The organism is uncultured Plantibacter sp. (genome assembly GCF_963518075.1).
GTDB classification, from domain to species: Bacteria; Actinomycetota; Actinomycetes; order Actinomycetales; family Microbacteriaceae; genus Plantibacter; species Plantibacter flavus_A.
The window spans coordinates 87,845-105,573 of record NZ_CAUQHZ010000003.1; the positions used below are offsets into that span (position 1 = coordinate 87,845).

17 protein-coding genes and 1 tRNA gene are annotated in these 17,729 nt (G+C 69.3%); 5 read left to right on the forward strand and 13 right to left on the reverse strand.

Features of this window, described 5'->3' with window-relative positions:
• Nucleotides 1-5 precede the first annotated feature (5 nt).
• The 3 genes from pth to RWN05_RS05645 all read right to left on the reverse strand — a co-directional run bounded on the left by pth (nucleotide 6) and on the right by RWN05_RS05645 (nucleotide 2,008).
• A complete protein-coding gene (gene pth / locus RWN05_RS05635; protein WP_314138899.1) occupies nucleotides 6-587 on the reverse strand; it encodes an aminoacyl-tRNA hydrolase in 582 nt (193 codons plus the stop codon).
• A gap of 128 nt (nucleotides 588-715) precedes the next feature.
• Complete coding sequence (locus tag RWN05_RS05640) at nucleotides 716-1,330, reverse strand: 50S ribosomal protein L25/general stress protein Ctc (protein WP_064296478.1); 615 nt, start codon at nucleotides 1,328-1,330, stop codon at nucleotides 716-718.
• A 174-nt stretch (nucleotides 1,331-1,504) separates the two neighbouring features.
• The gene (locus RWN05_RS05645) at nucleotides 1,505-2,008 is read right to left on the reverse strand and encodes a gluconokinase (protein ID WP_240555704.1); all 504 of its coding nucleotides are present in this window, start codon (nucleotides 2,006-2,008) and stop codon (nucleotides 1,505-1,507) included.
• 266 nt (nucleotides 2,009-2,274) lie between these two features.
• On the opposite strand from RWN05_RS05645, the gene gndA reads away from it, so the two are divergent.
• Nucleotides 2,275-3,735 carry an NADP-dependent phosphogluconate dehydrogenase gene (gene gndA / locus RWN05_RS05650; protein ID WP_079001993.1) on the forward strand — a complete coding sequence of 487 codons (1,461 nt, stop codon included), beginning with the start codon at nucleotides 2,275-2,277 and terminating at the stop codon, nucleotides 3,733-3,735.
• Nucleotides 3,736-3,809: 74 nt separating this feature from the next.
• Here the strand turns inward: gndA and RWN05_RS05655 are convergent, their stop codons facing one another.
• The 3 genes from RWN05_RS05655 to RWN05_RS05665 form a co-directional block, all read right to left on the reverse strand.
• The gene (locus tag RWN05_RS05655; protein ID WP_064296480.1) at nucleotides 3,810-4,787 is read right to left on the reverse strand and encodes a ribose-phosphate diphosphokinase; all 978 of its coding nucleotides are present in this window, start codon (nucleotides 4,785-4,787) and stop codon (nucleotides 3,810-3,812) included.
• 35 nt (nucleotides 4,788-4,822) lie between these two features.
• Nucleotides 4,823-6,304: a bifunctional UDP-N-acetylglucosamine diphosphorylase/glucosamine-1-phosphate N-acetyltransferase GlmU gene (gene glmU, locus RWN05_RS05660; protein WP_071261099.1), complete on the reverse strand. Its 1,482-nt coding sequence runs from the start codon at nucleotides 6,302-6,304 to the stop codon at nucleotides 4,823-4,825.
• A gap of 47 nt (nucleotides 6,305-6,351) precedes the next feature.
• Nucleotides 6,352-6,423, reverse strand: a tRNA-Gln gene (locus RWN05_RS05665).
• A 213-nt stretch (nucleotides 6,424-6,636) separates the two neighbouring features.
• Here RWN05_RS05665 and RWN05_RS05670 point away from each other — a divergent pair.
• Nucleotides 6,637-7,131, forward strand: coding sequence for a MarR family transcriptional regulator (locus RWN05_RS05670; RefSeq protein WP_314138905.1), 495 nt, complete (start codon nucleotides 6,637-6,639; stop codon nucleotides 7,129-7,131).
• Here the strand turns inward: RWN05_RS05670 and RWN05_RS05675 are convergent, their stop codons facing one another.
• From RWN05_RS05675 to RWN05_RS05690, 4 genes are all read right to left on the reverse strand, one after another.
• The gene (locus tag RWN05_RS05675; protein ID WP_064296483.1) at nucleotides 7,132-7,791 is read right to left on the reverse strand and encodes a methionine ABC transporter permease; all 660 of its coding nucleotides are present in this window, start codon (nucleotides 7,789-7,791) and stop codon (nucleotides 7,132-7,134) included.
• A 1-nt stretch (nucleotide 7,792) separates the two neighbouring features.
• On the reverse strand, nucleotides 7,793-8,821 hold the full coding sequence (locus tag RWN05_RS05680) for a methionine ABC transporter ATP-binding protein (RefSeq protein ID WP_064296484.1): 1,029 nt from the start codon (nucleotides 8,819-8,821) through the stop codon (nucleotides 7,793-7,795).
• A gap of 103 nt (nucleotides 8,822-8,924) precedes the next feature.
• The gene (locus tag RWN05_RS05685) at nucleotides 8,925-9,833 is read right to left on the reverse strand and encodes a MetQ/NlpA family ABC transporter substrate-binding protein (protein WP_064296485.1); all 909 of its coding nucleotides are present in this window, start codon (nucleotides 9,831-9,833) and stop codon (nucleotides 8,925-8,927) included.
• 137 nt (nucleotides 9,834-9,970) lie between these two features.
• The gene (locus RWN05_RS05690; protein WP_071261101.1) at nucleotides 9,971-11,770 is read right to left on the reverse strand and encodes an ABC-F family ATP-binding cassette domain-containing protein; all 1,800 of its coding nucleotides are present in this window, start codon (nucleotides 11,768-11,770) and stop codon (nucleotides 9,971-9,973) included.
• Between the two features lie 61 nt (nucleotides 11,771-11,831).
• Between RWN05_RS05690 and RWN05_RS05695 the strand changes: the two genes are divergently transcribed.
• The 3 genes from RWN05_RS05695 (at nucleotide 11,832) to RWN05_RS05705 (ending at nucleotide 14,418) form a co-directional block, all read left to right on the forward strand.
• The gene (locus RWN05_RS05695) at nucleotides 11,832-12,707 is read left to right on the forward strand and encodes a spermidine synthase (protein WP_071261103.1); all 876 of its coding nucleotides are present in this window, start codon (nucleotides 11,832-11,834) and stop codon (nucleotides 12,705-12,707) included.
• 116 nt (nucleotides 12,708-12,823) lie between these two features.
• Entirely contained in the window at nucleotides 12,824-13,390 is a 567-nt protein-coding gene (locus tag RWN05_RS05700) for a TetR/AcrR family transcriptional regulator (RefSeq protein ID WP_121289883.1), read from the forward strand.
• The gene (locus RWN05_RS05705; protein WP_314138911.1) at nucleotides 13,387-14,418 is read left to right on the forward strand and encodes a diacylglycerol kinase family protein; all 1,032 of its coding nucleotides are present in this window, start codon (nucleotides 13,387-13,389) and stop codon (nucleotides 14,416-14,418) included. Before RWN05_RS05700 ends, RWN05_RS05705 begins: the two co-directional genes overlap by 4 nt.
• Before the next feature lie 109 nt (nucleotides 14,419-14,527).
• Here the strand turns inward: RWN05_RS05705 and RWN05_RS05710 are convergent, their stop codons facing one another.
• Genes RWN05_RS05710 through RWN05_RS05720 form a run of 3 tightly spaced genes read right to left on the reverse strand, consistent with a single transcriptional unit; the run spans nucleotide 14,528 to nucleotide 17,687 of the window.
• Nucleotides 14,528-16,192, reverse strand: coding sequence for an FAD-binding oxidoreductase (locus tag RWN05_RS05710; protein ID WP_064296489.1), 1,665 nt, complete (start codon nucleotides 16,190-16,192; stop codon nucleotides 14,528-14,530).
• Nucleotides 16,189-16,893, reverse strand: a complete 705-nt coding sequence (locus RWN05_RS05715) for a 1-acyl-sn-glycerol-3-phosphate acyltransferase (RefSeq protein ID WP_071261107.1) — start codon at nucleotides 16,891-16,893, stop codon at nucleotides 16,189-16,191. The genes RWN05_RS05710 and RWN05_RS05715 overlap by 4 nt, the downstream gene beginning before the upstream one ends.
• A complete protein-coding gene (locus RWN05_RS05720; protein ID WP_071261108.1) occupies nucleotides 16,890-17,687 on the reverse strand; it encodes an SDR family oxidoreductase in 798 nt (265 codons plus the stop codon). Before RWN05_RS05720 ends, RWN05_RS05715 begins: the two co-directional genes overlap by 4 nt.
• Between the last annotated feature and the right edge of the window lie 42 nt (nucleotides 17,688-17,729).

Below are 17,729 nucleotides of genomic sequence, written 5' to 3' on the forward strand. Positions count from 1 at the left end.
GGGCGTCAGGCGCCGTGGAACCGGGTCTGTGCAGCCAACAGGCCCTCGTTCACGAGGAGTTCGACCGCGTCCGCGGCGTCCGAGATCAGCATCGGGAGCTGCTCCCGTTCCGTCCCCGCGAAGTCCTTGAGGACGAAGTCGGCGGCGTCCTGGCGGCCCGGCGGCCTCCCGATTCCGACCCGGACCCGCAGGAATTCCGGGGTCTTCAGCGCTGAGGCGATGTCGCGGATGCCGTTGTGCCCACCGTGCCCGCCGCCCTGCTTGAGCTTGATCGAGTCGAACGGGATGTCGAGCTCGTCGTGGACGGCGATGACGCGGTCGGGGTCGACGGAGAAGAACTGGGCGAGCGCAGCGGTCGGGCCGCCGGAGAGGTTCATGTAGCTGTTGGGCTTGCCGAGCACGAGTTTCGGGCCGCCGGGCACGAGACGCCCCTCAGCCACGCGCGCGTTGCCCTTGTGGGTCTTGAAGGTCCCGCCGATGCGCTTCGCGAGCTCGTCGAGGACCATCTGCCCGACGTTGTGCCGGTTGCGGGCGTACTGCTCGCCCGGGTTCCCGAGCCCGACGATGAGCCACGTGTCTGCAGCCATGCTGCCTTCCTGATCGAACGCCTCGGCCCGTCCGGTGAGACCGGCCAGAAACCGAGCGAACCTGCCGCCTGCCATGCTCCGAGACTATCGGGGCGGGCGGGCGACAGGTTCGTCTGCTGGAGTGGTGACTACTCGGCGGCCTCGGCCTCAGCTGCGGTCTCCTCGGCGGCGGCCTCAGCGGCCTCCGTCTCCTCGTCCACCGGAGCGGCCGGCACGGCGATCGCGACGATGAGGACGTCGGCCTCGGTGATGAGCGACGCGCCCTTCGGGAGCTCGAGGTCGCCGGCCAGGATCTGGGCGCCCTCTTCGAGGCCCTCGACGCTGACGGTGACGCGCTCGGGGATGTGGGTCGCCTCGACCTCGAGGCTCACCGTGGTGGCGTCCTGGTTGAGGATGGTGCCGGCGGCGGACTCGCCCTCGACGTGCACGGGGATGTCGACCTGGACCTTCTCGCCCTTCTTGACGACGATGAGGTCGAGGTGCTCGATGATCTGGCGCACTGGGTCCTTCTGGACGTCCTTGACCAGCGCGAGCTGGCCCTTGCCGTCGATGTCGAGCTCGAGCACCGCGTTGGACTTGCGGAGGATGAGCAGCATCTGGTGGCCGGGCAGCGAGACGTGCACGGGCTCGGTGCCGTGGCCGTACAGCACGGCCGGGATCTTGCCGAGGGCACGGAGCTTGCGGGCTGCGCCCTTGCCGAACGATTCGCGGAGTTCCGCGGTGACCTTCAGGTCATCGGACATGATGTTCTCCTCACGGGTCTTGCACCCGGTTGGTCGTGCCGCGACGGTGCGCGGCGGAATGGATGAGTCAACTCGAACGCGTATCTGCGTGAGGAAAAGCCGGAAGCCAGACCACCGCGTCGATCACGGAAGCTGCCACGGGCCGCTTCCCTCGCCGAAGTTCAGTGGGAGAGTCTATCGCACCGCGCTGAGGCCCGCGACCGCCTCGTCCACGATCTCGTCGACGGTGGCGTCGACGTCCACGACGAACCCCGGCTCGTCGGCGTCCAGGTCCTCGAGGAGTGCGAACTGGGAGTCGAGGAGCGACGGCGGCATGAAGTGACCGCTCCTGCCCTCCATCCGGCGTCCGAGCACCTCGCGCGAGCCGTGGAGGAGCACGAACCGCACCCCTGGCGCCTCCGCGAGGATCGCCTCCCGGTAGACCCGTCGGAGGGCGGAACAGGCCATCACGAGCCCGGTGTCCGAGGCGTCTGCCAGCGCTTTGCCCACGAGGGCCAGCCAGGGCCAGCGGTCGGGGTCCTCGAGCGGCGTGCCGGCGGCCATCTTCCGCACGTTCTCGAGCGGGTGCAGGGCGTCGGCGTCGACGAAGGGCACCCCGAGCCGGTCGGCGATCAGCACTCCGGTCGTGCTCTTCCCGGACCCGGACACGCCCATGACGACGACGAGCGGTGCATTCACACGGAACCCCCTGCGGTCTCCGGCCGTCGGCCGGTCGGCCGGCTCGTCCGACCCGCACAGCACGATACCGGACACGCCCGCACGGCCCGCTCGGACCTCACCCGCACGCGGGGTCATCAAGCGGTGGAGCGACACCTCCCTTTGCTACGGTTGCAGGACGGGCCGTGCCCGGATCGACGAAGGTGTCGCCGCTGTCCTGCAGCCGCCCCGTCGACTCCTGAGCACTCGGAACGCTTCCCGCATCACCCACTCTGAAGGAGAACCACATGGTGAACACCGCCGAAGCTCGCGCCAACATCGGCGTCGTCGGTCTGGCCGTCATGGGCAGCAACCTCGCGCGCAACCTGGCGAGCCGCGAGGGCAACACGGTCGCCGTGTACAACCGCTCCCCCGAACGCACCGACCTGCTCGTGAGCGAGCACCCCGAGGCCGGCTTCGTCGCGTCGAAGACCATCGAGGAGTTCGCCGCGTCGCTCTCGAAGCCACGTACCGCGATCATCATGGTGCAGGCGGGTAAGGGCACCGACGCCGTCATCCAGCAGCTCACCGAGGTCTTCGAGCCCGGCGACATCATCGTCGACGGCGGCAACGCCCTCTTCACCGACACCATCCGCCGCGAGAAGGCCGTCCGCGAGACCGGCATCAACTTCGTCGGCGCCGGTATCTCCGGCGGCGAGGAGGGCGCCCTCAAGGGACCGTCGATCATGCCGGGCGGCTCCGCCGAAGCGTGGGAGACCCTCGGCCCCATCCTCAAGTCGATCGCCGCGATCGCCGAGGGTGAGCCCTGCGTCACCCACGTCGGTACCGACGGCGCCGGCCACTTCGTCAAGATGATCCACAACGGCATCGAGTACGCGGACATGCAGCTCATCGCCGAGGCCTACGACCTCATCCGTCGCGGCACCGGCAAGTCGCCGGCCGAGATCGCGGAGATCTTCGCCGAGTGGAACCGCGGCACGCTCGAGAGCTACCTGATCGAGATCACCGCCGAGGTCCTCAAGCAGGTCGACGCGAAGACCGGGCAGCCGCTCGTCGACGTCATCCTCGACCAGGCCGGCGCCAAGGGCACCGGCGCGTGGACTGTGCAGACGGCCCTCGACCTCGGCATCCCGGTGTCGGGCATCGCGGAGGCGGTGTTCGCCCGTTCGCTGTCGTCGAAGCCGGCGCAGCGCGCAGCGGCCCGCGAGCTCGCCGGTCCCTCCGAGGAGTGGACCGTCGCCGACCCCGACCAGTTCGTCGAGGACGTGCGCCAGGCGCTCTACGCGTCGAAGATCATCGCCTACTCGCAGGGCTTCGACGAGATCGTCGCCGGTGCCGAGCAGTACGGCTGGGACATCAAGAAGGGCGAGATCGCGAAGATCTGGCGCGGCGGCTGCATCATCCGTGCGCAGTTCCTCAACCGCATCACCGAGGCGTACGAGGAGAACCCCGAGCTGGTCGCCCTCGTGACGGCGCCCTACTTCAGCGACGCCGTCGCGGAGGCGCAGGACAGCTGGCGCCGCGTGGTCGTCGCGGCCGCGCAGGCGGGCATCCCCTCGCCGGCGTTCTCGTCGTCGCTGTCGTACTACGACGGCCTCCGCGCCGAGCGTCTGCCCGCAGCGCTCGTCCAGGGCCAGCGCGACTTCTTCGGCGCGCACACCTACAAGCGCGTCGACCTCGACGGCACGTTCCACACCCTCTGGTCGGGCGACCGCAGTGAGGTCGAGCAGGCGGGCTCGAGCCACTAGCTCGCGGCCTGCACACGCAGAACGCCCGGTCCGAATCGGACCGGGCGTTCTGCGTACCAGCGGAAGGTGACGGGCTACGCGGCGCCGTCGAACATGCTCGTCACGGAGCCGTCGTCGAAGACCTCGTGGATCGCACGGGCGATGAGCGGCGCGATCGAGAGGACGGTCAGCTTGTCGAAGCGCTTGGCCTCGTCGACCGGGAGGGTGTCGGTGACGACGACCGAGTCGATGGCGTCGCTCTGCAGGAGCTCCACCGCCGGGTCGGAGAACACCGCGTGGGTGGCCGCGACGACGACGCCGATCGCGCCGGCGTTCTTGAGGGCCTCGGCAGCCTTGACGATCGTGCGTCCGGTGTCGATCAGGTCGTCGACGAGCAGGCAGACCCGGCCCTCGACCTGGCCGACGATCTCGTGGACGCTGACCTGGTTGGGGACCAGCGGGTCGCGGCGCTTGTGGATGATGGCGAGCGGTGCGCCGAGCTTGTCGCTCCAGATGTCGGCCACGCGGACGCGGCCCATGTCGGGCGAGACGACCGTCAGCGTCGACGGGTCGAGCTTCGCGCGGAAGTGCTCGAGGAGGACCGGCATGGCGAAGAGGTGGTCGACGGGACCGTCGAAGAAGCCCTGGATCTGCGCGGCGTGGAGGTCGACCGACATGATGCGGTCGGCACCGGCGGCCTTGAAGAGGTCGGCGACGAGGCGGGCGGAGATGGGCTCGCGTCCGCGACCCTTCTTGTCCTGGCGCGCGTACGGGTAGAACGGGGCGACCACGGTGATGCGCTTGGCACTCGCGCGCTTGGCCGCGTCGACCATGATGAGCTGCTCCATGAGCCACTCGTTGATCGGAGCGGTGTGCGACTGGATGACGAAGACGTCGGTGCCGCGGATGCTCTCGTCGTACCGGGCGTAGATCTCGCCGTTGGCGAAGGTCCTGGCATCGGTGGGGAGGAGCTCGGAGTCGAGCTCCGCCGCGATCGCCTCGGCGAGCTCCGGGTGGGCTCGTCCGGAGACGAGGACCAGCTGCTTCTTGTTGTCCGCCGTGATGCCTGACACAGACCCTGCCTTCTGCCGGAGTCCTCCGGCCTCACTCACGAGTCGACGTTACCAGCCGCAGCCGCGTCGTCCGACACGGCATCCGCGGTCGGTGCCGCCGAGGCGGCGCCGGCTGCCGTCGCAGCCGCCGTGCCCGGGCGCTTCTGCTCGACCCAGCCCTCGACGTTCCGCTGCTGCGCGACCGTCAGGGCGAGCGCACCCGCCGGGACGTCCTTGCGGATGACGGTGCCGGCGCCGGAGTAGGCACCGTCCCCGACACTGACCGGGGCGACGAGCGTGTTGTGCGCGCCGGTGCGGACGTGCGATCCGATGGTCGTGCGGTGCTTGTGCACGCCGTCGTAGTTCGAGGTGATCGTGCCGGCACCGACGTTCGACTCGACGCCGATCTCGGTGTCGCCGATGTAGCTGAGGTGCGGGACCTTGCTGCCCTCGCCGATCTGCGCGTTCTTCGTCTCCACGAAGGTGCCGATCTTGCCGCGCTCGCCGAGCACCGTGCCGGGTCGCAGGTAGGCGAACGGCCCGACCTCGGCGCCGGCACCGATGACCGACAGCGTCGCGTCCGTGCGGCGGACGCGCGCGCCAGCGCCGACCTCGGTGTCGATGAGCGTGGTGTCCGGACCGATCGTCGCACCGGACTCGACGACCGTCGCGCCGAGGATCTGCGTCCCGGGAAGCAGGGTGACGTCGGCGTGCAGCCGCGCCTTGATGTCGATCCACGTCGTGGCCGGGTCCTGGACGGTCACGCCGGCGAGCTGCCAGGCGCGCACGAGGAGGGCGTTCAGTTTGGCCGCGGCGGCGCTCAGCTGGGCGCGGTCGTTGATGCCCTCGACCAGCCAGGAGTCGCTCACGGGGAGCGCAGAGACCTCGGAGCCCGCGCGTCGCAGGAGGCCGATGACGTCCGTGAGGTATTTCTCCCCCTGGGCGTTGTCGGTGGTGACCTCGGCGAGCGCGTCGCGGAGCTGGCTCACACCGAAGAGGTACACGCCGGCGTTGATCTCGTTCACGGCCCGCTCGGCGTCGGTCGCGTCCTTCTGCTCGACGATGTAGTCGAGGGCGCCGGCCTCGGTGCGGATGATGCGTCCGTAGCCGGTCGCGTCGTCGGGCATGGCCGAGAGGATCGTCGCCGCGACGTCGTGGTTGCGGTGGCGTTCGATGAGCGTGGTGAGCGTGGCCGCGTTCAGCAGCGGGACGTCGCCGTTGACCACGAGGACGTCGCCGTCGAAGTCGTCGGGCAGTGCCAGGAGCGCCTGCTCCACCGCGCGACCGGTGCCGGGCACCTCGTCCTGGTCGACGATGGTCGCACCGGGGAGCTCCGACTCGATGGCCTCGACGAGGCGGTCGCGCTCGTGGCGGACCACGGCGATGACGTGCCCGGCGTCGAGCGAGCGGGCGGTCGCCAGCACGTGCCCGACGATCGGCACGCCGCCGAGTGGGTGCAGGAGTTTCGGCAGCGCCGACTTCATGCGGGTTCCCTGGCCAGCAGCCAGGATGATGATGGCCAGACGGTCGTCGGTCACGTGTGCTCCCCCTCGGTCCGGGCACTCGCCCGGTCGGTGATCGGTCGCTCCGCCACCAGGATTCGAACCTGGACCGAACAGCTCCAAAGGCTGCCGTGCTGCCGTTACACTATGGCGGACCACTCAGCCTGACGGCGGAGCGTGGTCAATTCTGCCATGGATGGGAAGCAGCCTCGTCGGCGCTGATCGAAGGCCGACCGTACTGCATCCATGGGCGGACCACCCCGCGAGACGGCGGAGCGTGGTCAATCCTGCCATGGATGGACGACCATCGATTCAGCACCCGTCGCCCGATTCAGGCCGACCGGCTTCCGTGCCTCGATAATGGTGGGATGCCAGCTAGCACCGATGAGGTCGACCGGATCGTCGACGCCTGGAACCGCGAGCGCCCGGACCTCGACTTCTCGCCCCTCCAGATCCTCTCCCGTGTCGCCCGGCTGTCACGCCACCTCGACCGGGCCCGTCGGACGGCCTTCACCCGGTCGAACCTGGAGCCGTGGGAGTTCGACGTCCTCGCCGCACTCCGTCGCGCCGGCTCCCCCTACCGGCTGAGTCCGAAGGCCTTGCTCCTCCAGACGCTCGTCTCGAGCGGCACGATGACCAACCGCATCGACCGCCTCGTCGAGCGCGGACTCGTGGAACGCCAGGGCGACCCCAACGACGGCCGTGGCATCCTCGTGCAGATGACGAACGCGGGACTCAACACGGTCGACGCGGCCATCACGCGCCTCGTCGACGCCGAGGCGGACCTGCTCGACGGCCTGAGCTCGACCGAACAGGCCCGGCTGACCGTTCTGCTGCGGAAGCTCAGCCTCGATTTCGACTAGCTAGCGGCGGAGGATCTTCCTGGCCAGCCAGTTGCCGAAGAACTGGATGAGCTGCACGAGCAGGATGATGATGATCACCGCGGCCCACGTGACGACCGGCTCGAACTGCCGGAAGCCGTACTGGATGGCGAAGGCACCGAGCCCACCGCCGCCGATGAAGCCCGCGACCGCCGACATGTCGACGATGACCACGAACACGAAGGTGTAGCCGAGGATCAGCGGACCGAGCGCCTCCGGGAGGACGATGCTCAGCAACGTCCTGAGCCGGCTTGCACCCGCGGCACGCGAGGCCTCGATGACACCGGGCGACACCGTCAGCAGGTTCTGCTCGACGATCCGGCTGATGCCGAAGGTCGCCGCCAGGGAGATGATGAAGATGAACGCGTTCGCGCCGATGCCGGTGCCGATCACGAGTCGTGAGAGCGGCTGGGCGGCCGCGAGGAAGATGATGAACGGGATCGGCCGGAAGATGTTCACGATCACGTTGAGCACGCCGTAGAGCACCGGGTGCGAGTAGAGGTTGCCGGGCCGCGTCACGTAGAGTCCGGTGCCGACGACGAGTCCGGCAATCCCACCGAAGAGCAGGCTGAAGGAGACGAGGTAGAGGGTCTCGACGGTCGCGTCGCCGAGCTTCGGGAGCAGATCGATCAGTGCGTCCATGTCAGCGCACCTCCGTCACGGTCGCTTGGGATCCGATGGCGGTCAGCGCTCCGTCGATCGTCTGGTCGTCGCCGCGGAGGGCGAGCGTCAGGTGGCCGAATGCGCGACCCTGGATGTCGTTGATCCCGCCGTACACGAGCTCGAAGTCGACGCCCGCCTGCGCGAGCGTGAGGAAGACGCCCGCCTGCGAGGCGTCGCCGTCGCGGAAGGACAGGGTGACGATGCGCCCGACGTGTCGTTCCTTGAGCACCGACAGCTCGGCCGGTGACGGGACGCCCTTGATGACCGTCGACACGAAGCGCTTGGACGCGGCGTGCTGCGGGTCGGAGAACACCTCGAAGACGTCGCCCTGTTCGATGACCTTGCCGCGCTCCATGACGGCGACCTTCGTCGCGAGCGACTGGATCACCTCCATCTCGTGGGTGATCACGACGATGGTCACGCCGAGATCGCGGTTCACCTGCTTGAGCAGCGCGAGGACCTCCTGCGTGGTCTCGGGGTCGAGGGCGCTCGTCGCCTCGTCCGCGAGCAGGATCCGGGGCGAGGTCGCGAGCGCGCGAGCGATGCCGACGCGCTGCTTCTGCCCACCGGAGAGCTGGTCGGGGTAGTTGTCGGCCTTGTCGGCCAGCCCGACGAATTTCAGCAGCTCGTCGACGCGGGTGCGGATCTCCGCGCGGGGACGTCCGGCGACCTCGAGCGGGTACGCGATGTTCTTCCGCACCGACTTGGAGTTGAAGAGGTTGAACTGCTGGAAGATCATCCCGATGCCGAGGCGGAGGTCGCGGAGGCCGCGCTCCGAGAGCGTCGTCACCTCGGTGCCGTCGACGACGATGCTCCCCGACGTCGCGGGCTCGAGCGCGTTGATGAGGCGGACGAGCGTCGACTTCCCGGCTCCCGAGTAGCCGATGATCCCGAAGACGTCACCGGCCTCGATGTCGAGGTCGACGCCGTCGATCGCGGCGATCGGCGCGGCGCCCTTCTGCGGAGACGGGTAGCGCTTGGCGACGTCTCGGAGGCTGACGAGTGGCATGGGGGTGTCCTCGGTGTGTCGGGTGATCAGGAGGCGGTGGAACGACGAAGCGTTCCTGTGGGAGCGGATGACAGCCTCCCACAGGAACGCGCTGAACGCCGGATCAGCCCTTGGCCTTGATGTCCTTCTGGACGGTCTCGAGCGACTTCACGAGGTCCTTGACCGGGGTCTTCAGCGGAACCGCGGTACCGCCGGAGTTCTCCACGACGCCGTCGACGACGGACTTCGTGTCCTGGTAGATCTTCACGAGCTTCGCGTACGTCTCGTTGTCGGCGTCGGCGGCCTTCGCGGCGAAGATGTTGACGTACGGCAGCGCGTTCGGGTCGGACGGGTCGTCCTCCGCGATCGCGTCGGACGCCTTCAGACCGGAGTCGTTGATGAAGTCGTTGTTGATGATCGCGCCGGTGACGTCAGGCAGCGAGGTCGGCGTCAGCGAGGCCTCGAGCGAGGTGACGGTGACCTTCGACTTGTCGGCGATGATGTCGTCGGGCGTCGAGAAGATGTTGCCGCCGTCCTTCAGCTCCAGCAGGCCTGCGGACTGCAGGACGAGGAGCGCACGAGCCTGGTTGCTCTCGTCGTTCGGGATGGCGATCGTGTCGCCCTTCTTGATGTCCTTGACGCTGTCGACCTTGGTCGAGTAGAGGCCGAGAGGGTAGATCGCCGTCGAGCCGATGGGCGTGAGGTCCTCACCGGAGGCCTCGTTGTACTGCGCGAGGTAGACGATGTGCTGGAACTGGTTGAGGTCGATCTCGCCCTCGGTGAGCGCCGGGTTCGGCTGCGTGTACTCGCCGAAGTCGACGATGTCGACGAAGATGCCCTCCTTCTCGGCGGCCTCCTTGTACGTCTCCCAGTAGGGGTCGCTCGCGCCGACGACACCGATCTTGACGGGGTTCGCCTCGGTGCCCTTGTCTTCGGCGGCGGCGCCTGAGCCTGCGCCGCCGGCGCATCCGGCGAGGAGCGCGAGGGCGGGGATGATGGCCAGTCCGGCCAGAAGCTTCTTCGAGAAGGTCATTGCTGTGATTCCTCTTTCGGGTGGTGCGCGCCGGTGGACGCTGATTCGACGGTACGTCGGCCTAGCAGGGATGACGAACCGGTGCGTAACACTTCGGAACAGAGCGACGATCGACGGATCGGCGTGCGCCGAGTGGGCTACTCGACGAGCTCGGAGAGCTCCAGCCAGCGGACTTCGAGGTCGGCGATCTCGCCGTACATGGCCTGGATCTTGGCACCGAGCGCGGTGATCCCGGCGAAGTCGCTCTGGTCGTGGACCGCGACCTTCTCGTGGGCCTGCTCGATCTGGCCGTTGAGCTTGTGGAGCTTGCGGTCGATCGCCTTGATCTCCTGCTGCGCGTTCCGGAGCTCCGCACCGCTCAGCTTCGGCGTCTTCTTGGTCGGGCCACCGCCGGAAGCCGTCGGTCGGTCGTGCTCCTGCGAGCGACTGCCGGCCGTCCCGGCGTTGAGCTCCAGATACTGGTCGATGCCGCCGGGCAGGTGCCGGAAGTGGCCGTCCATGATCGCGTACTGCTGGTCGGTCACCCGCTCGAGGAAGTACCGGTCGTGCGAGACGACGAGCAGCGTGCCCGGCCACGAGTCGAGGAGGTCCTCCATGGCGGCGAGCATGTCGGTGTCGAGGTCGTTGGTCGGTTCGTCGAGCACGAGGACGTTCGGCTCGTCGAGGAGGATGAGCAGGAGCTGCAGGCGGCGGCGCTGACCACCCGAGAGGTCCTTCACGGGGGTGGAGAGCTGAGCGCTCGTGAAGCCGAGGCGTTCGAGCAGCTGCCCCGGGGTCATCTCCTTGCCACCGGCGACGTAGCTCGTGCGCTTCCGCCCGATGACGTCGCTCACGCGGTCCTGCTCGTACTCGGCGAGCTCGTCGAGCTGTTGCGTGAGTGTCGCGACCTGGACGGTCTTGCCGCGCTTGACACGACCCTCGGTCGCTTCGACCTCGCCCGTGACGAGCCCGAGCAGGGTGGACTTGCCGGCGCCGTTCACGCCGAGGATGCCGGTGCGCTCGCCCGGGGCGATGCGCCACTCGACGTCCTTGATGATTGTCCGGTCGCCGTAGGACACGGTGACGTCGAGGATGTCAACGACGTCCTTGCCCAGGCGGGCGGTCGCCATGCCGGCCAGCTCGACCGTGTTGCGCACGGGCGGCTCGTCGGCGATGAGCGCGTTGGCGGCCTCGATCCGGAACTTCGGCTTGGCCGTCCGGGCGGGAGCGCCGCGGCGCAGCCAGGCGAGCTCCTTCTTCATGAGGTTCTGGCGCTTGGCCTCGGAGACCGCGGCGGAGCGATCGCGCTCGACGCGCTGCAGGACGTAGGCCGCGTACCCGCCCTCGAAGGGTTCGACGACGCGGTCGTGCACCTCCCACGTGGCCGTGCAGATGGCGTCGAGGAACCACCGGTCGTGGGTCACGACGAGCAGGCCGCCGGAGTTCTTCGACCAGCGGCGGTTCAGGTGCTGCGCGAGCCAGGTGATGCCCTCGACGTCGAGGTGGTTCGTGGGCTCGTCGAGGAAGAGGATGTCGTGGTCGCCCACGAGCAGGGCGGCGAGCGCGACCCGGCGACGCTGCCCACCGCTGAGGTCGGCGACGAGGGCGTCCCACGCGATGTCGGAGGCGAGGCCGGAGATGACGTCGCGGACCTTCGGGTCGCCCGCCCACTCGTGCTCGTCGAAGCCGCCGACGATGGTCTGCCCGACGGTCTTGTCGTGGTCGAGGGTGTCGGACTGGTCGAGCACGCCGACCGTGACGCCGTTGCGCACCGTCACGCGGCCGGAGTCGGGCTCCTTGCGGCCGGCGAGGAGGCCGAGGAGCGTGGACTTGCCGTCGCCGTTGCGGCCGACGATACCGATGCGGTCGCCCTCGTTCACCCCGATCGTGATGCCGTCGAAGACGACCTTGGTCGGGTACTCGAGGTGGAGCGCTTCAGCGCCGAGAAGGTGTGCCATATCCGGTCAACGATACCGGGCCCGGGCGTCGAGCACCGCCCGTGCACCGTAGGCTGCACGGGTGCCTCTGTTCTCCCGTTCCCGCCGACTGCCGTTCGGCGGTCGCGACGCCCGGATCACCCTCCTCGACAAGCGGACGCTGCGCTACGAACTCAGCGTCGACGACATCCCGCAGTCGGTGGTCTCCCTCGTGGATCCCCGCTCGCTCGAGTACCCGTACATCCGGCACATCGCACGAGTGATCGACGCCGAGGCCCCGGCGGGCGAGGAGCTCTTCGTCGTCCACCTCGGAGCCGGAGCGCTGACGCTCCCCCGCTACGTCCAGGCGACGCGTCCGGGATCGCCGCAGCTCGTCGTCGAGTTCGAACCGGAGCTGTTCACCGGGATGCTGGAGGCGCTGCCGCTCCCGGACGGTCATCGGGTCGAGGTCCGCTTCGGTGACGCCAGGGCCGTCGCGGACGAGCCGATCGACGAAGCCGCCGCCACCGGCGCGGACGTCACAGCGTGGCGGGACGCGAAGGTGACCGTCGTCGACCTCTGGGATGCGGCGGTGATCCACCGTCGGGTCGCGAGCCTCGAGTTCTACCGCCGCGTGGCGGCGCGCTCGGCGGACGACGGCGTGATCGCGGTGAACCTGCTCGACGGCAGCCCGTTCGACTACTCGCGACGCCAGGCGGCGACGCTGCGAGCCGTGTTCGCCCACGTCGCCGTCGTCCTCGACTTCGATCCGGTCGACGACGAGGGGCCACTCGGCAACGTCGTCGTCTTCGCGAGCGACGCACCGCTCGCGGCCGTGACGCACCCGCAGCTCTTCGGCGCTCCCGCCCCCGAGCAGCTGCACGGTGACGCCCTGACGGCCTGGATCGACGGCGCGACGATCATGACCGACGCCGACGGCGAGGACTCCCCCGACCCGGACGACCCTCGCTGGGACTGACGACCGGACCGTCACCGGGGCCGTCCCTATGCGCGCCCAGTCCATTGCGCTACGGTGGGCGTAGCGCAATGGACCGATCCGACCGGACTCCGGCGTCGCGCGGAGGAGGTTGGTCGGTGCCCGTCTCCCGACGCGTCTCCCGCGCTCAGCAGATGAGCGACCGCATCCTCGACGCAGCCCTCGACCTCATGCGCTCGCGTGGCTCGGTAGCCGTCAACATCGAGGCGGTCGCGGAGACCACCGGCGTGGCGAAGACGACGATCTACCGGCGGTACCGCAACCGCTCGGAGCTGCTCACGGCGGCCGTCGCCCGCGCCATGGAGACTCCGGTCGAGATCCCCGAGAACCTCTCGACCTACGACACCTTCACCTGGCTGCTCCACGAAGCCCGGGCGATGATCGAGGACGTGGTGGGCCGGGGCACGATCGCGTCGATCCTGCTCCAGGACGACCCGGAGTTCTCGACGCTGCTCCGCGACCTCACGAGGAACCGGGCGCGCGCGCTGTCCAACCTGGTCGACGAACGGATCTCCACCGGCGATCTGAAGCCCGGACTCGACGGCCGGCTCGTCGCGACCCTGCTCCTCGGCGCGGTCCTCGGACAGCTCGTCCGCGGCGCCGACATGGACGACGACTGGGCGGAACAGGTCCTGTCCGTCCTCTGGCCGGCACTGGCCGCATGAGGCGAGGCAGCACCCCGCCGCACGCTGCGGTGATCTACAACCCGACGCGCATCCAGCTCGAGCGCGTGACGAGGCTCGTCGACGCCGCAGCCGCCGAGGCCGGCTGGGGCCCGACCAGCTGGATCCCGACCCGCGAGCGGTCGACCGCGGTCGACCAGGTCGCGGAGGCGCTCGGGGGCGGTGCGGCGCTCGTGATCGCCGCCGGCGGTGACGGGACGGTCCGCGAGGTGGCCGGGGCGATGCGTCACACCCGGACGCCGTTCGCCGTCGTCCCCGTCGGTACCGCGAACCTCTTCGCACGGAACGCCGGGATCCCGATCGACACGGTCGCCGCGGTGCGGGCCGCGTTCATCGGCGAGGACCGCAGCGTCGACGTCGGCCTGATCGAGTACCGGAACCCCGAGCGCGTCCGGCGCAGCACCCCGTTCCTCGTCATGTCGGGCTTCGGTGTCGACGCGGACATGGTGGCCTACGCCGACCCGGTGCTCAAGCGCCGCTTCGGCTGGATCGCCTACGTCGTCCCGATCATCCGCGGACTCTTCCGGCGCGATCGGCCCCGCGTCTCCTGGAAGGAGGACGGCGGACCGATCCGGAGCGGACGGACGCACACGATGTTCGTCGGGAACTGCGGCACCGTCTCAGCGGGCCTCGACGTCCTGCCCGACGCCCTCCTGGACGACGGTGTGCTCGACGTCCTCATGGTGCGCTCCCTCGAAGGGTGGGACGGGGTCCGTGTCACGCGCTGGCTGCACCGCGCGAACAATCCCGTCGCCCGGTTCTCCAAGGGCAGACGGACGCGGGGCCGCCGCGTGCAGCCGAGTGCCGTCGAGACGGCCGGTTCCGCCGGAGGTGCGCTCCGCTACCTGCGCGTACGACGCATCGACGTGACGGTCTCACCGCCCGCCGAGTTCCAGGCCGACGGCGACGGGATCGGCCTGGTCTCTGCGGCCCGGCTGACCGTCGACCCTGGTGCACTCATCGTCCGGCTGCCGGCGACTGCGGTGCGATCGGGTCGGCTCCGGCCCTGAGCCCGCCCTTCGACAGGCTCAGGGACCGGAGAAACGGCTCAGGGACCGGAGAAGCGACTCAGAAACCGGAGGAATCACTCAGGACCGGAGGACCACTCAGCGACCGGGCTCAGTCCGCGAGGATCTTGCCGGGGTTGAAGTTCGAGCCGGGGTCCGCGCTGTCGAAGAGGCCGCGCATGATCGCGACGCCCTCGGTCGAGATGTCCTGCTCCATCCACGGCGAGTGCTCGACGCCGACCGCGTGGTGGTGCGAGAGGGTGCCACCGTGGTCGACGAAGGACTGCTGGATCGCCGACTTGACCTGCTCGTACTCGCCGATCGGGTCGTCGCCGGTGATGAACGCGAACGTGAAGTACAGGCACGCGCCGGAGTGGTACGAGTGCGAGAGGTGGCACATGATCCATCCGTGCACCCCGAGCTTGTCGTACGCGGCGTTGGCGGCGTCGTTCGCGGCGTCGTAGACCTCCTGCAGGCGCGACCAGGGCGCTGCGGTCTCCGAGACGTCCGCCGCGGCTCCGCGGTCGAGGAGGAAGTCGCGCAGGTACGGGGTGTCGAACTTCTTCTGGTCGTAGAGGGCGCCGGGGCCCTTGCCGACGCCGATGCCGCCGTGCTTCCGGACGATCGAGCCGACGAGGCCCTTCTCGTATCGCACGTGCGACGCGCTGCCCTCGTAGCCGATGAAGGAGAGGCACAGCTGCTCGAGGTCCCAACCCCTGGCCGTGAGCACCTTCATGAGCCCCTTGGTGACCTGCGCCGAGACGCCGGTGCTGGCCTTGCGGGTCGCGAGCGAGAAGCCGCTCTCCCGGGCGTTCGACACCCGGGTGACCGAGGGGCTGGCGTCGCTCTCCGCGATCTCGTGCATCGCCGCGAGCCCTGCCTCCCAGGTGGGGAAGAAGTAGCCGAGGACCTCGCGGACGGCCGGCGTCCGGTGGACCTGCACGGTGACCTCGGTGATGATGCCGAGTCGACCCTCGCTGCCGATGATCATCTCGCGGACGCTCGGTCCGGTCGACGCGCTCGGGACAGGGCGGATCGCCACGATGCCGTTCGGGCGCACCATCCGCAGACCCTTGGTGATGTCGGCGATGTCGCCGTACTTGTCGGACTGCATGCCCGAGGAGCGGGTCGCGACCCATCCGCCGAGCGTGGAGTGCGTGAAGCTGTCGGGGAAGTGGCCCATCGTCCAGCCCTTGGCGCCGAGCTGCTCCTCGATCGAGGGGCCCTGCGCACCGGCCTGGATGGTGGCGAGACCGGAGCCCTCGTCGATCGACAGGACGCGGTCGAGCCGACCGAGGTCGAGCGAGATGATGACCCGCTCCTCCGTCGGCTGGGGGTCGAGCGAGCCGGCGATGTTGGTGCCACCGCCGAACGGGATGATCACGGCGTCTGCGGCGACGGCTGCAGCGACGACCGACGCGACCTCGGCCTCGTCAGCCGGGTACACGACGAGGTCGGGCGTGCGGGGCAGGTCGTTCGCGCGGATCCGCAGCAGGTCGCGGATGCTCTTGCCGTAGGTGTGGACGACGCGCTCCTGGTCGTCCGTGGTCACGTGACCCTGACCGACGAGCGTCGAGAGCTCGGCGATGAACTCCTCGGACGCGCGCGATGCGGGGACGGTGAGCTCGTCGAAGCTGAGGTGGGCCTGCGCCGGCTTCCGGAGGTCGAGACCGACGGCCTGCTTCACGAACGGCGCGAAGTCCGGCTTGTTGCTGTGCTCGAAGGCGACCCCTTCGACTCCCCAGCCCCACCACTTCATGTGCTCCACAGACGTCATCCGGCTTCCTTTCGTGGTGTGTCGATCGAAACGTGTGCTCCCGGCTCGACCGAGGCGCGCAGCGCGACGATCTCGGCGACGACGCGGTCCATGAGCTGGACGGGCGTCTCGTTCGGCTGCGGGTGGATCGGTTGCCCGAAGACGACGCGCACCGGCGGTCGTCCGGGGACGGGCCAGTTGCGACCCTTCGGCATGGCGGAGTGGGTGCCGAGGACGGCCACCGGGAGGCAGGGGATGCCCTGGCGGGTGGCGAGTGCCGCGGCACCGGGCTTGAACCGGCCGAGCTCGCCCGTCCGCGACCGGCCGCCCTCGGGGAAGATCAGGATCGGGACGCCGCTCTCGAGCAGCTGCCGAGACACGCCTGCACGCTTGCGGTCGCCCGAGCGGTCCACCGGGAAGGCGTTGAAGAAGAGCGCGGCGAAGATCCGACGGGCGGGGACGTCGAAGAAGTAGTCGGCCGCCACGCCGGCGGCGAGGTAGCGCGACAGCCGACGAGGCATGGCCCCGACGACGAGCGGTGCGTCGAGGTGCGACTGGTGGTTGGCGACGACGATGTACGGCCCGGTCACGCCCGACAGGCGCTCGCGACCCGTCACCGTCACGCGGGTCAGCGACCACACGAGAGGCTTCAGCAGCAGACGCTGGGCGACGAAGCGCGCGTTGGCGTGGAGGGAGGAGGTGAACCGCGGCTCTGCGGTCATCGGCGGGCTCCTGACTGGGCGGCGTTGGCGGCTCGACGGCTCGAGGACATCCGGCCGGAGATCCACCGGATGGACGCACGGGGCGCGAACTTGACGAGGGCCATGAGGGCTTTGAAGCGGAAGCTCGGGATGGAGACGACGACCCCCCTCCCGGCGTCGCGGAGGGCGTCGGCGACGAGCCGGTCCACATCGATCCACAGACCCGACGGGATCGAGCGGGTGCTGATGCCGGCGCGATCGTGGAACTCGGTGCGGACCCATCCGGGGCACAGGGCCGTCACGCGGACACCCGAGCCGGCGAGCTCGACGGCGAGCGCCTCGGTGTAGGTGGTGACGAACGCCTTCACCGCGGAGTAGCCGCCGGTGGTGATGTACCCCGCCGTGCTCGAGACGTTGATGATGGTGCCGCGTCCGCGTTCCCGCATGGCGCGGGCCGCGGCGCCCGAGAGGGTGGTGACGCTCCGGCACATGACCTCGATCGCGTTGTCGAGCTCGCTCGTGTCGGGATCGGTGAGGCGGGCGTGCACGCCGAACCCGGCGTTGTTCACGACGACCTCGATCGGCGACGCCTGGTCCTCGATCCGTGCGGCGAGTCTCGCGACGTCGGCGCGGTCCGAGAGGTCGGCACTGATCACCTCGACGGTGCGACCGGTCGCGCGCAGTCGCTCGGCCGATCGCTCGAGCCGCTCGACATCACGGGCGACGAGCACCAGGTCGAAGCCCCGTCCGGCGAGCGCCGTGGCGAACGCGGCACCGATGCCGGACGTCCCACCGGTGACGAGAGCTGTAGCCATGGGGATCAGAATACGCTACGCGTTGCGTATCGTTGCAAGCTA

Bases quoted from the DNA above. Each gene is read 5' to 3' on its own strand.
- RWN05_RS05675 (WP_064296483.1), bottom strand. From the start codon at position 7,791: ATGGACGCACTGATCGATCTGCTCCCGAAGCTCGGCGACGCGACCGTC.
- RWN05_RS05690 (WP_071261101.1), bottom strand. From the start codon at position 11,770: ATGGCACACCTTCTCGGCGCTGAAGCGCTCCACCTCGAGTACCCGACC.
- RWN05_RS05715 (WP_071261107.1), bottom strand. From the start codon at position 16,893: ATGACCGCAGAGCCGCGGTTCACCTCCTCCCTCCACGCCAACGCGCGC.
- RWN05_RS05680 (WP_064296484.1), bottom strand. From the start codon at position 8,821: ATGCCACTCGTCAGCCTCCGAGACGTCGCCAAGCGCTACCCGTCTCCG.
- RWN05_RS05685 (WP_064296485.1), bottom strand. From the start codon at position 9,833: ATGACCTTCTCGAAGAAGCTTCTGGCCGGACTGGCCATCATCCCCGCC.
- RWN05_RS05710 (WP_064296489.1), bottom strand. From the start codon at position 16,192: ATGACGTCTGTGGAGCACATGAAGTGGTGGGGCTGGGGAGTCGAAGGG.
- RWN05_RS05705 (WP_314138911.1), top strand. From the start codon at position 13,387: ATGAGGCGAGGCAGCACCCCGCCGCACGCTGCGGTGATCTACAACCCG.
- gndA (WP_079001993.1), top strand. From the start codon at position 2,275: ATGGTGAACACCGCCGAAGCTCGCGCCAACATCGGCGTCGTCGGTCTG.
- RWN05_RS05640 (WP_064296478.1), bottom strand. From the start codon at position 1,330: ATGTCCGATGACCTGAAGGTCACCGCGGAACTCCGCGAATCGTTCGGC.
- pth (WP_314138899.1), bottom strand. From the start codon at position 587: ATGGCTGCAGACACGTGGCTCATCGTCGGGCTCGGGAACCCGGGCGAG.
- RWN05_RS05720 (WP_071261108.1), bottom strand. From the start codon at position 17,687: ATGGCTACAGCTCTCGTCACCGGTGGGACGTCCGGCATCGGTGCCGCG.
- RWN05_RS05670 (WP_314138905.1), top strand. From the start codon at position 6,637: ATGCCAGCTAGCACCGATGAGGTCGACCGGATCGTCGACGCCTGGAAC.